This is a genomic window from Lysinibacillus sp. fkY74-1 (assembly GCF_053165895.1).
In genome coordinates this window covers 3,905,330-3,920,366 of sequence record NZ_CP170173.1, presented here as the reverse complement: position 1 = coordinate 3,920,366, position 15,037 = coordinate 3,905,330, and the positions used below count along the sequence as shown (strand labels likewise).

Genomic DNA, 15,037 nt, shown 5'->3' with positions numbered 1-15,037 from the left:
CGTTGAAACTATAAAAAAACAGCTACTTTTACAGTAGCTGTTTTTTTACTTAAAATTTTTCGTTTGGCTTTGGATCTACAGTTACTGAAGACTTGCTATCTAAACCTACTTGTAGGTAGTGGATGAAGAATCCAGTTGAAATTAATAAAACTGCTGAAAAGCCAAGAACAGTTGTAATGAACATTTTTAGAGCTCCTCTCTACTTAAATGATCTACTAATTACCCTAAACTAATTATACAATAGGATACTAGGAAAATCTAAGGATAATTTATGACATCCATAACATACTAGACTAGAATACTATTAGTAAGAATGGATTATTTAAAATGCCCAATTTCCATCACGGAATATTGGTTCTTTTTGATTATCGTGGGTAATGCCATCAATATTCATTTTATTCGATCCAATCATAAAGTCTACATGTGTTAAGCTTTGGTTTATGCCATGAGCAGCTAACTCATCAGAAGACATGTCTTTACCACCTTCAATACAAAAAGCATAAGCACTACCAATGGCTAAATGATTTGAGGCATTTTCATCAAATAACGTATTGTAGAATAACAAATTCGATTGGGAAATAGGGGAATGATGAGGCACTAATGCTATTTCACCAAGATAATGCGCCCCCTCGTCTGTTTCAATAAGAGAAGCTAAAATTTCTTGACCTTCCTCAGCTTTTACATCGATAATACGGCCATCTTTAAACGTTAATGTGAAATTGTTAATAATATTGCCACCATAGCTTAACGGTTTAGTGCTGGATACAAACCCATTTATGCCTGTTTTTAAAGGTGCAGTAAAAATTTCTTCAGTAGGTATATTCGCCATAAATGTTTGACCTTGTTCGTTGACACTACTACCGCCTGTCCAGATGTGATGTGCAGGTAACTCGATGGTTAAATCTGTACCTGGAGCCGTGTAGTGAAGCGACTTATACTGTTTGCTGTTTAAATATTCCGCTTTGTCGTGTAATTCTTTGTCGTGAGCTAACCAAGCTTCCACTGAATGTTCAAGATCAATACGCGTCGCTGCAAAGATAGCTTCCCATAGGGCATCCATTTGTTGATCCTCTGGTAAATCAGGAAAAACCTTTGCTGCCCATGCTTTAGATGGAGCAGCGATAACTGACCAACTAAATTTATCAGACTGTAGCAACTGATAATAGTTCGCTAATGCTTGGCCTGATGCTTTTTGGAACGCCATAATTCTGTCACGCTCAATACCTTTTAGTAAATCTGGGTTTTGTGAACTAATGCTTAGGAAAGCAGCACCATTTTCAGCCAGCCACTCACGTTCTTGAACTTTCCATGGTGGGAAGAAATCAAATGAGTCTTTCGGTGCTCCTTCATAGCGAGCACGAACAAGTTCATCGTCAGATAAATCGACAAATACTTGTTTTGCACCATTTTTATAGGCTAATTTAGTAATAATTTGAGCTAATTTTAAGTTATCAGTCGAACAGCTTATATAAAGATATTGATCTTTTTGGATATTTACTCCTACTTTTATTGCTAATTCGGCATATTTTAGTAATTTTGTGTTAAATGATAATAACAAATTCATATCCCCCTTTGAAATAAGACAGTTTAGTGTAAGATTCTTAATTCAATATAATCAAAAATGGTCGAAATGTGAATAAAAAGCATTAATTACATCGAAAAATAATTAAAATACATTTATACTAGCATTATATATTTAAAATATGGAAAATTAGACGAAATTAACAGTAGATAGTAGATTTGGAGGTTCTAGAATGGATAAGTCGTCGATCATAGGGTTAATAATTGCGTTTATAGCGCTGTTAACAGGGATGGTAATGAAGGGTGTAAGTTTAACAGCATTTTATAACCCAGCAGCTATCCTAATTATCATCTTTGGTACTATTTCTGCAGTAACAATTGCCTTTCCAATGCAAGAGTTAAAGCGTGTACCAAAGCTATTTAAGATTCTTTTTAAAGAAACTAAATTAGCAAATGATATTGAAATTATTAAGATGTTTTCGCAATGGGCTGACTTAGCTCGTCGTGAAGGGCTATTAGCACTTGAAAGTAAAGCATCAGAAATTGAAGATCCATTTTTGAAAAATGGTCTTACATTAGCAATTGATGGACAAAATGCAGACTACATCCGTGATGTATTAACAGAGGAAGTAGAGGCTATGGAAGAACGTCATGCAAGTGGCTCTGCCATTTTTACACAAGCAGGTACATATGCACCAACTCTTGGGGTTCTTGGTGCAGTAGTAGGTTTAATCGCCGCATTGGCTGATATGAATGATATTGAAAAGCTTGGACACGCTATTTCAGCAGCTTTCATGGCTACATTACTCGGTATCTTTACTGGTTATGTTTTATGGCACCCATTTGCGAACAAATTAAAACGTAAGTCTGCTTTAGAAGTGAAACAAAAGAGAATGATGATTGAGGGTATCCTTTCAGTATTAGAAGGGGAGGCTCCACGTGTTATTGAACAAAAACTATCATCATACTTAACGATGGAAGAACGTCGTCAAATTTCTGGTGAAAGCGGGGCGGGTGGCCTTGGCAAAGAAAGCTAAGAAAAAAAAGCATGATGAGCATATAGATGAGTCTTGGCTAGTGCCATATGCCGACATCTTAACATTGCTCTTAGCTGTGTTTATTATACTATTTGCTTCAAGTTCAGTAGACCAAGAAAAGCTAGAGAGAATGTCAGCCGTTTTTAGTCAGGTTTTTGATGGTGGAACAAGCTTTTTAGAGCAGCCTGCACCAGTACCTAGTCCAAATGCGGATAGCGACCAAACACCACAGCAAAATTCAGCCTACTTAAAGGATCAGCAGGAGTTGGCTGAAATTAAAGATAGTGTCGATAATTTTATCGCTGTCAATGAAATGGAAGGTCAATTCGCTACAGAAATGACGGATGAAGGTTTACTTGTGACAATTCGTGATAGTATTTTATTTGATCCTGGGCAAGCAACGATTAAACCAGAGTATATTCCTATTGCGAAGGAGCTTGCGGATGTATTAGTATCCAATCCACCACGTAATATTGTTATTACTGGTCATACGGATAACGTTCCAGCTGGTCCTAATTTTTCATCAAATTTAGAGCTATCATTAATGCGTGCATCTAATTTCTATATGGTTTTATTAGACAGTAATTCGCAATTGAAATCTGAGAACTTTAGTGCAAAAGGCTATGGCGAAAACCGTGCGATTGCACCAAATGATACAGCAGAAGGTCGTGCAAAGAACCGACGTGTTGAAGTACTTATTCAACCACTAGTGACTGAGGACGGCTCGGAAGCGAAGAATACACAATAAATAAAAAGCTATTAGCAAGGACTATTTGTCTCCTGCTAATAGCTTTTTTATTTGCTTATTTACGTAAAGCGCCCAATTCTGCAACAATTGCCTGCATTTCACTTGGACTAAATGATTCTCTTTTCATAACCATTTCGTATAAATACGTTAAGTCTTCGTAGTTTGCTTCATCGAAGTGTTCCGATTTCATTGCATCGACATTTACCATGCGAAGCTTGTCCTTCATTTGATCAATCATATAAATAACGTTTTCCTTTGACGGGACTGACAAATCCATTTTTTAGCCTACCTTTCGTACTCCTCGCACATATCATTTCATTGAATAAAAAAAATGTCAACTCCGTATTTGGGCATTGCTTTAAAAATAGACTGTTATTGGGTAGAATAAGGGCAGTAGACTAGTTTATTTATGAAATATTAGGGAATATGCAATTACACAAGCAGGGGGTTTTAATATGGGTCAAAGTAAATTATTAGTATCAATCGTAGCAGGAGCAGCAATTGGAGCAGCGTTAAGCATGCTCGATCGCACTACTCGTGAGAAAACAATTGACACTACAAAAAAAATGAAAGAAGCTGTCACGTATTATGCAACAAATCGTGAAGAATTACAGGTCCTCGTGGAGGAAAAAGTACTGGCTGCGAAGGTGCTTTGTGAAAATGTGTCAGATAATGTCAACACTATTGCAGAGAAGGTGGAGGAGTTTAAAGAATTGCCAACTACGATTCAAAGTATGATTGATGACACAAAGTCAGCTTTTACTTTACCTCATAAAGAATAATTGTAGTTTTAGGAGGAGTTGTATGGAAAAGAAAAAGGCAACAATGCAAAATGCCTTTGGATTCGTCAAATCATTTGTGTCTCCTGAAGGGGAAGTGATTGATGTCATGACATCCAAGGGCTTTGTCCAAGATTTGATAGGTCGGGTAAAGCGAGTGGAAATTTCAGCGCTTTCCGCACAGCTCGCTTATTTCTTTTTACTATCATTCTTCCCATTACTTATCTTCCTCGTGACATTGCTACCATATCTTAACTTAGAAACAACGCAGGTTTATTCATTTTTAGTAAATGTATTGCCAGATGAAGTGTATAAGCTTATTGAAAATACGTTGAATGAAATTTTAACAAACCGCAACAGTAGTTTATTGTCCATCGGTGTACTAGGTACGATATGGTCGGCATCTAAAGGTATTAATGCGCTGATTCGAGCTTTAAATAAAGCATACGATACAGAAGGAAGAGCAGGTATATTAGATAGAGGGCTATCTCTTGTTTTTACAGTGGCTCTTGTAGTTGTCATGGCAGTCGCTCTTCTATTGCCGGTATTTGGCCAGCAAATAGGACATTTCTTATTTTCAATCGTCGGAATAGAGGAACAATTTGAATCGGTCTGGCATAATTTAAGATGGTCGATACCACCAATACTTATTTTTATTGTTTTAATGGGTATTTACTGGTTCGTACCTAATACAAGCCCTCGGTTGAAAATATTAGGTGTTTGGCCAGGGGCAATGTTTGCTACGCTTGCCTGGTTAGTGGTCACATATGCTTTCTCTTTCTATATTAATAACTTTGCGAATTATTCTGCTACATATGGTAGTATTGGTGGCGTTATTATTTTAATGCTCTGGTTATATTTTACAGGAATTATTTTAATCTTTGGTGGAGTATTAAATGCTACAATGCAGAAAAGGGCATTACAAAAGGAAATTAATAGATAAGAAAATGACATAATTAAAAAAGGCCTCGCTTCTATTATGAAAGAAGCGAGGCATCTTTGTGATTAAACATTTTTATTCAGCATGCGTAAGCCGTTTAAAATAACGAGGATGGTACTACCCTCATGTCCAATAACACCTAGAGGTAAATCGACTACTTGTAAAAAGTTTGAGGCAATTAGCAAAATAATTACCCCGATAGAGAAGATGATATTTTGCTTTACAATTCGTTGCATTTTACGAGAGAGGCGAACAGCATAAGCAATTTTAGATAGATCGTTTTTCATTAATACAACATCAGCGGTTTCTAATGCAACGTCTGTACCCTCACCCATCGCAATGCCGGTAGTTGCTGTAGCTAGTGCGGGGGCGTCATTGATGCCGTCACCCACCATTCCTACAAATTGATATTGGGAAAGCAAACGTTTCATTTCTGTTACCTTCGTTTCAGGTAGACACTCCGCTACATACTCAGTGACACCAGCTTCTTTAGCAATTACTTTTGCCGTTTTTTCGTTGTCTCCAGTAAGCATGACGACTTGAATACCAAGCTCTTTTAATAATGACACAGCTTTTTTGGCTTCGTTACGTACAGTATCCTTTAAAGCTGTTAACGCTACAATTCCATTTTGGTCACGGATGAAAATAACCGTTTTACCTTGTGCAGCAAGTTTTGCCGCAGCTCCATTTGCAAAATCATTGGCATGTTGAGCATTCACAAAATCAGGTTTACCAACTTGATATTCCTTGTTGTGAACGGTCCCCTTAATACCCCATCCTGGGATATCCTCAATTGTTGCTGATGGTAAGGCAGTAATTCCTTCCGCTTTCGCATAGGAAGTAATGGCTTGAGCAAGAGGATGGTTGGATTGTGTTTCTATTCCCGCAAGAATAGCTAAAGCCATATTACGATCGAATCCATCACGGACAATAAAATCTGTTACGACTGGTTTACCTTGTGTTAATGTTCCAGTTTTATCAACAGCTAATGCACCTAAAACACTTAGATGCTCTAAATGTAAGCCGCCCTTAAATAGCACACCATTTTTAGCACCATTTGAAATAGCTGCAAGTGTCGCTGGCATGATGGCTGCGACAAGGGCACATGGAGAAGCAACAACCAATAAAACCATGGCACGATAAAAAGTTGTTGTCCAATCCCAACCAAGTACGAAATGGGGAAGGAACATCATGATGGCTACACCAAGTAAAACAAATTTTACATAAGTTCCCTCGAATTTTTCGATAAATTGTTGAGACGGAGATTTTTCACTTTGAGCACTTTGGACAAGCTGAATAATTTTTTGAAAGAGTGTTTCTGAATTGGCCTTCGTCATTTCCATTGTAATAGCGCCATTCAAGTTTACCGTACCTGCAAATATTTCATCACCCTCACGTTTTAAAACGGGTAATGGTTCACCACTTATAGCTGACTCATCAATGGAAGACTGTCCTTTAAAAATAATGCCGTCGGCTGGAATACGCTCCCCGGGTTTAATCAATAAATGATCACCAATTTGTAATGTCGAAACAGATACCTTCATTGGCTCAAAGCTGCCTCGAACTAACCAGGCTTCTTCTGGCTGAAGATTCATTAACGCAGATATTTCACGATGACTTTTATTCATAGCATATGTTTCAAGTGCACCACTTACTGCAAAGATGAAAATAAGAATGGCACCTTCTGTCCAATAACCAATAGCAGCAGAACCAATAGCTGCTAATACCATTAGGAGTTCAACATTCAATTTCCTTTCTTCTATGGTTTCTTCTATACCTTCCTTTGCTTTGGCAAAACCACCTACACAAAATGCAATGACATAAAGAAGAACAGAAGCGGTTGTTTGTCCGCTTATATCTAAACGCCATGCAAGTAAGATGAATACACCAGCCATTAACGCAGCGATTAATTCTGCATGTTCTTTGATTTTCTCAATTAAATTTATATTTTCTCGATTAGAGTGTTCCATTCCTATCCCTCCTGATAATGAAAATCAATATCAAAACCCTTAAATATAAGCATTTATTTATGGCCTTTAATTGAAAATGGATTTCAATTACCACATCTTTTATTTAGAATAATTATAACAAAGTAATTTATAGAAATAAAGAGGGAGTTAAAAAAAGGAGGAATTTTATTAACAGAAAAAGGCACAGTCTATTCACTAGGAATATTCTGTGCCTTACAAAAGTGTGCAGTAAAAAGGGCTACTACTTACTTATATTTAATTAGAAAACTCTTTCTGCGTGCAGTGCAAGTTTTTCTAAAGATGATTTATCGACATCTGCGTGTAATGAGTTGCCGTGTGAATCCATTGTTACAACTGCTGTAAATTTTTCAACATTTAAGTGCCACATCGCTTCTGGAATACCAAATTCCATTAAATCAACACCATCTACACCTTTAATGCAGTCTGCGTAATATTGTGCTGCTCCACCGATAGCATTTAGGTAAACGCCACCATGTTCATTAAGAGCTTTTAATGTTTTTGGTCCCATACCACCTTTACCGATGACAGCACGAATACCGAATTTTTTCATGATATCGCCTTGATAAGGCTCCTCACGAATAGAAGTAGTTGGGCCAGCTGCTTTTACTGTCCAATTGCCTTCCTCATCTTTTGCCATAACTGGTCCACAGTGATAGATAACTTGTCCATTTAGATCGACTGGTGCATCATGGCTCATTAAATGATGGTGGATAGCGTCACGACCAGTATACATACGTCCTGTAATAGAAACTACATCTCCAACTTTTAGTGAACGAATTTGTTCTTCTGTAATTGGTGCAGTAAGCTCTACTACATTTGTTGTGTTGTCTTCTGTTGTAGCTGCCACTTCATCCTCTTTGAAAGTAATTTTTTCACCTTCTTGGTAGTGCCATTTAATAATTTCACCAGTTTGAGGATCGATATCCACAGCCATACGACGGTAAGCCCAGCAGTTATATGCTACAGACACATAGAATGAAGCTGGGATACGGTGCATAACCCCAATTTTGCAGCCTAGTAATGTTGCTTCACCACCGAACCCCATTGTACCGATACCAAATGTATTAGAAGTTTTCACCACATACTCTTCTAATTTGGCAAGATCAGGATTTGGATTTGTATCTTCAACATGACGGAATAATTGTTCCTTTGCTAAATCGTAGCCGGAAGAACGATCTCCACCAATACCTACGCCGATGAAACCAGCTGAACAGCCTTGGCCTTGTGCTTGGTATACAGAGTGTAAAATACACTTACGGATACCATCTAAGTCACGACCTGCACGACCTAGACCATCTATTTCACATGGAAGACTGTATTGAATGTTTTTGTTCTCACAGCCGCCACCTTTTAGAATTAATTTAATCGTAATGTAATCATTTTCCCATTGTTCAAACTTCATAACTGGTAAACCATCGCCAAGGTTATTACCACTATTGGCGCCAGTTAATGAATCCACTGCATTTGGACGTAGTTTTGCATCAGCTGTAGTATCATTGATTGCCTTTTTAATCGCAGCTTTAATTTCTAATTGGTTTACGCCCACAGGTGTATAAATTTTAAAAGTTGGAAGACCAGTATCTTGACAAATAGGTGATACATTATCTTCAGCCATAATAATATTATTTGAGATTGTGTCTAAGCTCATTGCCGCACGTGTTCCAGCATTCTCCGCTTCTTTTGCTTTTTTAATCGCACGACGTACATCCTTAGGTAAATTTGTGGATGTTTCAGTAATTAAATCATAAAGACTTTTCTCCAAAGTTTGTAGATTCATTCGTGTATTGCCCCCCATAGAAAATTTGATTATTTCCACGTAACATTATACTCTTTTCAACTAATGAAAAAAAGAGTCCTTACCTATGAGGGCTAAATTTACGCATAGTTTAATAGTATTTGGGGAGGGAGTTGATTTTATAGAACGTTTGTTCTATAATGATAGTAACCCACATTTAGGAGGAATTTGTATGTCTGCTAAAACTTTACTTGAATTACCTGAAGAATTTGATCAATACAGACCGCTAATAGAGGAAACAATGAAGCCCGTTGTTCTGATTGATGCATATGCTGGGAAAACAACCTTGTTTCAAAGTAAGTTTGCAGGGGACCCTTATTTCCCACTAGCGATGGAATATCCTAAAAATGCAAGTGGACAACCACTAAAGCTTTTAGCCCAAGTTAATTTTGCAGAATTGCCTAAGCATTTGCCTCATTTCCCAGAAGAAGGGATAGTGCAGTTTTATATTGATGGCTATGACGATGTATTAGGAATGGACTTTGATAATGGAAAAAATCAAGAAGGCTTTCGTGTCATTTTTCATGATACCGTTATACATGATGAAGCACAGCTTATTCAAGATTTTTCATTTGTAGAAAAAGAAGATGAGGAAATGTATTTTCCGGTAGAGCGTGAAATGACCTTATCCTTTAAAACAGGTTTCGAACCCTTAACGATTGATGATTACAGAGCCAATGAAATCTACAGTAGCATCTTGAAGGCTATTGAAGATAACGAAACAGTAGAAGATGCCTTTTATGATGCTTTAACTGGGGATGGACTTAAAATAGGGGGGTATCCATTCTTTACACAAGAAGATCCACGAGCATACGGTAATTATACAGACTCTACCATTTTGCTCTTGCAAATAGATAGTGTGGGGGATGATATATTATGGGGCGATTGTGGAGTTGGAAATTTCTTTATTACTGAGGAAGAGTTAAAAAATAAAGACTTTAGCAATGTTCTTTATAATTGGGACTGTCATTAAAAAACAAGCGAGCATACTTTGTGCTCGCTTGTTTTTTCATCTTTATTGTTCACGAGCATTAAATTGCTCCATTTTGTCTTCTAGGTCATCCATCATTTGAATTAAACGATCAATATCATCTAATTCAGCTGTTTCTGGATCTAGGGCATCTAATACTTCTAAAAACATTTCAAGACGCTCTCTTAAATAGGTTACTTGCTGTTTTTTATCAGTGATTGGCTTGGACATTCGTACACCTCGTTTCATCCCTTTCATCGTAGCTGATTTAAGCTGAAATTTCAATGTTTAGGTAGATGCCTAGGACTAAGAGATTAATTTCAAAAATAAGTAGACGGAATATTTACAATATTGAATATGTATGTTAAAGTTGTTTTAAGATAAAGTAAAGGAGCTGATTGAAAACATCTTTAAAACTCTAACTCGAAAAGGAGGGAGTTTAAACAAGTACTCGGTAATAATCAAAAGCCGAATTTCGTGTTTATACAATTAAATGACTATAAGTATTCGTTAAGCCTTAGCGTAAAATCACATGTGGTGAGCGCTAAGGCTTTTTGGTATGCTGTTCTTTGGGAGAATGATTGGAGGAAAAGATGACATATTTCTCAGATTACAGCAAAAAAAGATTTACCATATTAGTAATAATTGTATCCATATCGGGCTTTTCACAAGGGATGTTATTACCGCTCATTTCTATAATTTTTGAACGTGATGGCGTTTCCTCAGCATTAAATGGCTTGAATGCAACGGGCTTATACATAGGGACATTATTAATTTCACCATTCATTGAGCAACCATTACGAAAATGGGGCTATAAACCGATTATTTTAATGGGTGGCGCGTTTGTTTTTATCTCCTTATTGGCATTTCCTTTATGGAAAAGCGTCACATTTTGGTTTGTGCTTCGCTTACTGATTGGTGTTGGGGATCATGCCCTGCATTATGCCACACAAACATGGATTACTAGTACCGCTGATCATAAAAGCTTGGGAAAAGGGATGGCTATCTATGGCTTGTCCTTTAGTATAGGCTTTGCCGTTGGGCCACTAATGGTAAAGTTGATTGAAATAGCTGAAGCTTTACCGTTTATTGTTTCGTCAATCATGTGTTTAATTGCATGGTCTTTTGTATTCTTCTTACAAAATGAAAAACCTGAGCGATTAACAGGTGACTTACATGCAAGAGGATGGAAGCGTTACAAAATGGCTATATTATTTGGGTGGATTGCCTTTTTAGGACCTTTTGTATACGGGTTCCTTGAATCTTCATTGAATGCATTATTCCCCGTATATGCACTACGTAAAGGGTTTGAGGTTGGCATGATTCCAATTATTTTATCAGTCTTTACATTTGGTGGTATTTTAACTCAAGTCCCATTAGGTGCACTGGGAGATAAAGTGGGGAGAAGGAATATTTTGATGGTAGGGTCATTTGGTGGCGCTATTATTTTCGCAATTGCCAGCTTTTTAGAACAATCACAAATGGCTGTCGCTATAGCATTTTTCTTAACGGGTACGCTAGTTGGCTCGATGTTTTCTTTGGGGATTACTTTTATGGCAGATTTAACGCCAAAGGAGCTACTGCCCACTGGGAATTTACTCTGCGGAATTGCCCTAAGTATAGGTAGTTTAACCGGACCGTTCTTAGGTGGAGTTTATTTAGAATATGTTAAAAATTATAGCTTCCTTTTACTTGTAGCTATACTGCTCCTAATTGTGGCTTTCATATTACTCATATTTGGACGTCTTAAGAACAAACAGACATTGATGGCAAAATAAAAAGAGCGGGGCTCATCTCCCGCTCAAAAACAAAAAAACGCCCAGCAAATCCGTGCTGTTATGGCGTTTTTTGCGTAACAAGGATGTTCCGTCCAAGTTACATAGGTTTGGCACCTAAAAAAGAATTATACAGACAAATTATTATGAAATCAATAAAAATAAAAAGGTATATTTTGGACATTGCTAAAATTTTTAAATATAATGAAAGAATACTTGCTTAAGAAGGAGGTTTTATCATGACCGAAATGAAAAAACTATCTATTCATCGCGCCTTAACAGAATTGAAAATGCTACAACAACGTATAGAAGGGGCAACCAATGAGGTTAGCTCTGTAGTAGCCAATCGTAAAAGTAATCAGAAAATAAATGGAATAGAAATAGTTGAATACGAAAAACAAATGCAAGCATCCTATGATAAAGTAATGGGCTTAATTAGCTATAGAAATAAAATAAAAGCGTTAGTTGTACAATCGAATGCCAGCACAAAGGTAATCGTTGGCAAGGAAGAAATGACTGTCGCGGAGGCCATTGAGCGTAAACAATCGATTCAATATGAAAAGAACTTGCTAGAAGTCATGCAACATCAATACCGTTCTGCTATCCATACAGTTGCCAAAGAAAATGATGCATTACCGGCCAAACTGGAAACCTATTTAATTAATATATTAGGCAATAAAGATAAACAATCTCCGGAAGAAGTGAAATTACATACGGAAACATTTATGAAAAGGAATGAGTTTGAAATCATTGATCCACTAAATGTTAGACAGAGAATAGAGACATTAAGTAGTCGGATTGAAGAGTTCGAATCAGAGGTCGATGCAGTCTTATCTGAATCGAATGCCACAACATTTATTGAAGTGCAAGCATAAAAGGATATGCATGGCCTTGCGAAAACGGAAAACGAAGAGTCGCTCGCGCTTTAAGGCATGTGTGCGAGTTTAAACATAAAACATGCCTTACTCAAATGAAACTTACAACGAAAATAACCTAAAGGCTTAAAGGTTAAAGGTAAAAGTACAAAGTTTACGTGTCAAAAATCTTTCTATAAAAGTTCAACTCTTAGCATTTAAAAATCTTCTAAATCCTGGGGTAATGGTTGAGGTATTGACTTTTCTGGACCGTCCGTCATCCACCAGGCAGCTCGTGCTGTGCATAACAAAAAAGGACGTCTCAAATTTTTTTGAGACGCCTTTTATTTTTATTTATTTTTCAATACCAGCTTTGCTACACATTCTACCTGTGCCGTCTGTGAAAACATATCGACAGGTTGAATATACTCGACATGATAATGCTTCGATAATTGCTGTAAATCCTTCGCTAATGTAGATGGATTACATGATGTATAAACAAAACGCTTAGGTCTAAGCTTAAGCACGGTTTGAATAAACTCTGATGCAAGACCTGTACGCGGTGGGTCTACTGTTATAACATCTGGTGTAAAGCCTTCTTTGCGCCATTTTGATAGGACACTTTCGGCCGTACCTACAGCATATTTAGTATGCTTGAAGCCATGGTTGCGCGCATTTTTGCGAGCATCTTGAATGCTTTCAGGAATGACATCCATCCCGCGAACTTCTGCTGCTTGATCTGCTAGCCAAAGTCCCACGGTACCAACTCCACAATATGCATCAACTACTGATTCTTTTCCTGTTAAAGCAGCTGCCTTTTTTATTTCATTATAGAGATGAACTGTTTGAGTTGGATTAAGCTGGAAGAAAGCACGAGCCGATAAGTCAAAGGCCAATTCGCCAAGCTCTTCATGTATTGTTTCTTTACCATCAAGAACTATTGTTTCATCACCAAAAATTAAAGAGGTTTTCTCACGATTAATATTTTGTGCAATGGAAACAATGCTAGGATCAATTTTTTTTATACGTGTAATCAATTCAGCAAGATGGGGAATTTCTTTACGGGTAGTTACAAGTACAACTTGTGTTTCACCTGTACGTATCCCTGTACGTACTACAATCGTACGCACTAAGCCATCTAGTGTACGTCCATCATAAATCGTGATATTTAATTTTTGTAAAATCTTACGTGTTGCGACAGTAATTTTTGATGTAACAGGGTGTTGTACAAGGCAGTCGTTAATATTTAGTAGCTTATTGCTGCCTTCAGCAAATAAGCCTGCATATACTCGCTTGCCCTCTTTACGTACTTGGAATTGACTTTTATTACGATAATGCCAAGGATTATCCATTCCAAGTGTTTTTCGTACTTCCACTGTTTCAGCTAGAGGTTTCGCATAACGCTCTAAAGCTTGGATGACAATATCACGTTTTTCCAATAGCTGTTTTTCATATGTCATATGTTGAAGTTGACAGCCACCACATTCATTGTAGACTGGACAAGGTGCTTCCTGGCGGTGCTTAGAGGCTTTATGAATGGATAAAATCTCAGCTTCAGCAAAATTACGTTGAGTTTTCGTAACCTGAGCGGTAATTTCTTCACCAGGAATAGCTCCTTTTACAAATATTACATTTCTTTTATAAAAACCCACACCTTCTCCATTAATGCCAAGTCTTTTTATTATGAGTGGGAATTTTTGCCCCACGGTCATTGTTGTTTGCTGCGTCAAACGTTCCACGTCCCTGCTTTATAATGTCATCTCCCCATTATAACGAAGGAGCAGACGATTGCAAAGCAACAGGAAAATCTTCATATTCTAATACTAAATCGTCAAGTGATAAGAAGGTATAGCCTTGCTTTTTGGCCTCTGCAATAAACATTGGCAAAGCTTCGGCATTGTCTTGTGCAACCGTATGCATTAAAATAACGGCGCCTGGATGCAATTGCTCCATGAGCGCATTATAGGCATAATCAGCACCACGTCGCTCATCTTTCATCCAATCCTTAAAGGCAACAGACCAAAATATATGTCGATACCCTTCCGCATTACCTACTTCTAGCAGTTTTGCATTAAAGGTTCCTTCTGGCGGACGTGCATAGGTTGTACGATCGATGCCAGTCATTTCACGTAATTTCCCATCAAATTTTCGCCATTCTGCACGCATGCCCTCTGGAGTAAGTCGAGCCATATTAGGGTGCCCATATGAATGGTTGCCAATAGTATGACCATCCTTCACCATACGTTTTACTAGGTCGCTCGCGCTGTCTAAATAATGGCCAGTTAAAAAGAAAGTTGCAGGTACATCTTCTTTTTTCAATGTATCCAAAATACTTTCGGTAAAGCCGTTCTCATAGCCATTATCAAATGTTAGGTAGGCAATTTTTTTATCTGCCTTCCCTTTATAAATAGCCCCATATTTATCAAGTAGTTGATCAAGCTGCGCACCAGCCTCTGCCTGTTCACCATTTTTAGCACGCTTAAAGCCCCAATGATGTTCATCAGAACCTGCAGCAAAATATGGATTAATGCTAATACCTGCGGCAATAATAAAAGTAGCGATTACCGCACCAACAATATGCTGTTTCCACATAAAAAACGCATCCTTTCTTTTTCAATAGGATGCGT

General features: G+C 37.5%; 15 protein-coding genes. 7 read left to right on the top strand and 8 right to left on the bottom strand.

Annotated elements, in window-relative coordinates; all coding sequences use genetic code 11:
* Window positions 1-49: 49 nt before the first annotated feature.
* Both ACE1MS_RS19450 and ACE1MS_RS19445 read right to left on the bottom strand, forming a co-directional pair.
* Complete coding sequence (locus ACE1MS_RS19450; protein ID WP_004225590.1) at window positions 50-184, bottom strand: hypothetical protein; 135 nt, start codon at window positions 182-184, stop codon at window positions 50-52.
* A gap of 138 nt (window positions 185-322) precedes the next feature.
* A complete protein-coding gene (locus tag ACE1MS_RS19445; RefSeq protein ID WP_012292086.1) occupies window positions 323-1,564 on the bottom strand; it encodes an aminopeptidase in 1,242 nt (413 codons plus the stop codon).
* Window positions 1,565-1,754: 190 nt separating this feature from the next.
* Between ACE1MS_RS19445 and motA the strand changes: the two genes are divergently transcribed.
* A complete protein-coding gene (gene motA, locus ACE1MS_RS19440) occupies window positions 1,755-2,558 on the top strand; it encodes a flagellar motor stator protein MotA (protein ID WP_031416865.1) in 804 nt (267 codons plus the stop codon).
* Window positions 2,542-3,306 carry a flagellar motor protein MotB gene (gene motB / locus ACE1MS_RS19435; protein WP_025115820.1) on the top strand — a complete coding sequence of 255 codons (765 nt, stop codon included), beginning with the start codon at window positions 2,542-2,544 and terminating at the stop codon, window positions 3,304-3,306. The genes motA and motB overlap by 17 nt, the downstream gene beginning before the upstream one ends.
* Before the next feature lie 55 nt (window positions 3,307-3,361).
* On the opposite strand, the gene ACE1MS_RS19430 is transcribed toward motB, so the two are convergent.
* On the bottom strand, window positions 3,362-3,583 hold the full coding sequence (locus tag ACE1MS_RS19430; protein ID WP_031416866.1) for a DUF1128 domain-containing protein: 222 nt from the start codon (window positions 3,581-3,583) through the stop codon (window positions 3,362-3,364).
* Window positions 3,584-3,761: 178 nt separating this feature from the next.
* On the opposite strand from ACE1MS_RS19430, the gene ACE1MS_RS19425 reads away from it, so the two are divergent.
* Window positions 3,762-4,088 (top strand): hypothetical protein, encoded by a 327-nt coding sequence (locus ACE1MS_RS19425; protein WP_012292090.1) that lies wholly within the window; start codon window positions 3,762-3,764, stop codon window positions 4,086-4,088.
* Between the two features lie 22 nt (window positions 4,089-4,110).
* Entirely contained in the window at window positions 4,111-5,028 is a 918-nt protein-coding gene (locus tag ACE1MS_RS19420) for a YihY/virulence factor BrkB family protein (protein ID WP_012292091.1), read from the top strand.
* A gap of 62 nt (window positions 5,029-5,090) precedes the next feature.
* Here the strand turns inward: ACE1MS_RS19420 and ACE1MS_RS19415 are convergent, their stop codons facing one another.
* Together ACE1MS_RS19415 and ACE1MS_RS19410 are read right to left on the bottom strand one after the other, a co-directional pair.
* Window positions 5,091-6,995 carry a heavy metal translocating P-type ATPase gene (locus ACE1MS_RS19415; protein WP_012292092.1) on the bottom strand — a complete coding sequence of 635 codons (1,905 nt, stop codon included), beginning with the start codon at window positions 6,993-6,995 and terminating at the stop codon, window positions 5,091-5,093.
* Window positions 6,996-7,254: 259 nt separating this feature from the next.
* On the bottom strand, window positions 7,255-8,793 hold the full coding sequence (locus ACE1MS_RS19410; RefSeq protein ID WP_031416868.1) for a fumarate hydratase: 1,539 nt from the start codon (window positions 8,791-8,793) through the stop codon (window positions 7,255-7,257).
* Window positions 8,794-8,983: 190 nt separating this feature from the next.
* Between ACE1MS_RS19410 and ACE1MS_RS19405 the strand changes: the two genes are divergently transcribed.
* The gene (locus tag ACE1MS_RS19405; protein ID WP_031416870.1) at window positions 8,984-9,784 is read left to right on the top strand and encodes a YwqG family protein; all 801 of its coding nucleotides are present in this window, start codon (window positions 8,984-8,986) and stop codon (window positions 9,782-9,784) included.
* A 42-nt stretch (window positions 9,785-9,826) separates the two neighbouring features.
* Here ACE1MS_RS19405 and ACE1MS_RS19400 read toward each other — a convergent pair whose 3' ends face one another.
* Window positions 9,827-10,012, bottom strand: coding sequence for an SE1561 family protein (locus ACE1MS_RS19400; protein ID WP_008173529.1), 186 nt, complete (start codon window positions 10,010-10,012; stop codon window positions 9,827-9,829).
* A gap of 362 nt (window positions 10,013-10,374) precedes the next feature.
* On the opposite strand from ACE1MS_RS19400, the gene ACE1MS_RS19395 reads away from it, so the two are divergent.
* Both ACE1MS_RS19395 and ACE1MS_RS19390 read left to right on the top strand, forming a co-directional pair.
* Entirely contained in the window at window positions 10,375-11,559 is a 1,185-nt protein-coding gene (locus ACE1MS_RS19395) for an MFS transporter (RefSeq protein WP_036160447.1), read from the top strand.
* Window positions 11,560-11,795: 236 nt separating this feature from the next.
* On the top strand, window positions 11,796-12,431 hold the full coding sequence (locus ACE1MS_RS19390; protein ID WP_031416872.1) for a hypothetical protein: 636 nt from the start codon (window positions 11,796-11,798) through the stop codon (window positions 12,429-12,431).
* Window positions 12,432-12,760: 329 nt separating this feature from the next.
* On the opposite strand, the gene rlmD is transcribed toward ACE1MS_RS19390, so the two are convergent.
* Both rlmD and ACE1MS_RS19380 read right to left on the bottom strand, forming a co-directional pair.
* Window positions 12,761-14,140, bottom strand: a complete 1,380-nt coding sequence (gene rlmD, locus ACE1MS_RS19385) for a 23S rRNA (uracil(1939)-C(5))-methyltransferase RlmD (RefSeq protein WP_031416874.1) — start codon at window positions 14,138-14,140, stop codon at window positions 12,761-12,763.
* A 37-nt stretch (window positions 14,141-14,177) separates the two neighbouring features.
* A complete protein-coding gene (locus tag ACE1MS_RS19380; RefSeq protein WP_012292098.1) occupies window positions 14,178-15,002 on the bottom strand; it encodes a polysaccharide deacetylase family protein in 825 nt (274 codons plus the stop codon).
* Between the last annotated feature and the right edge of the window lie 35 nt (window positions 15,003-15,037).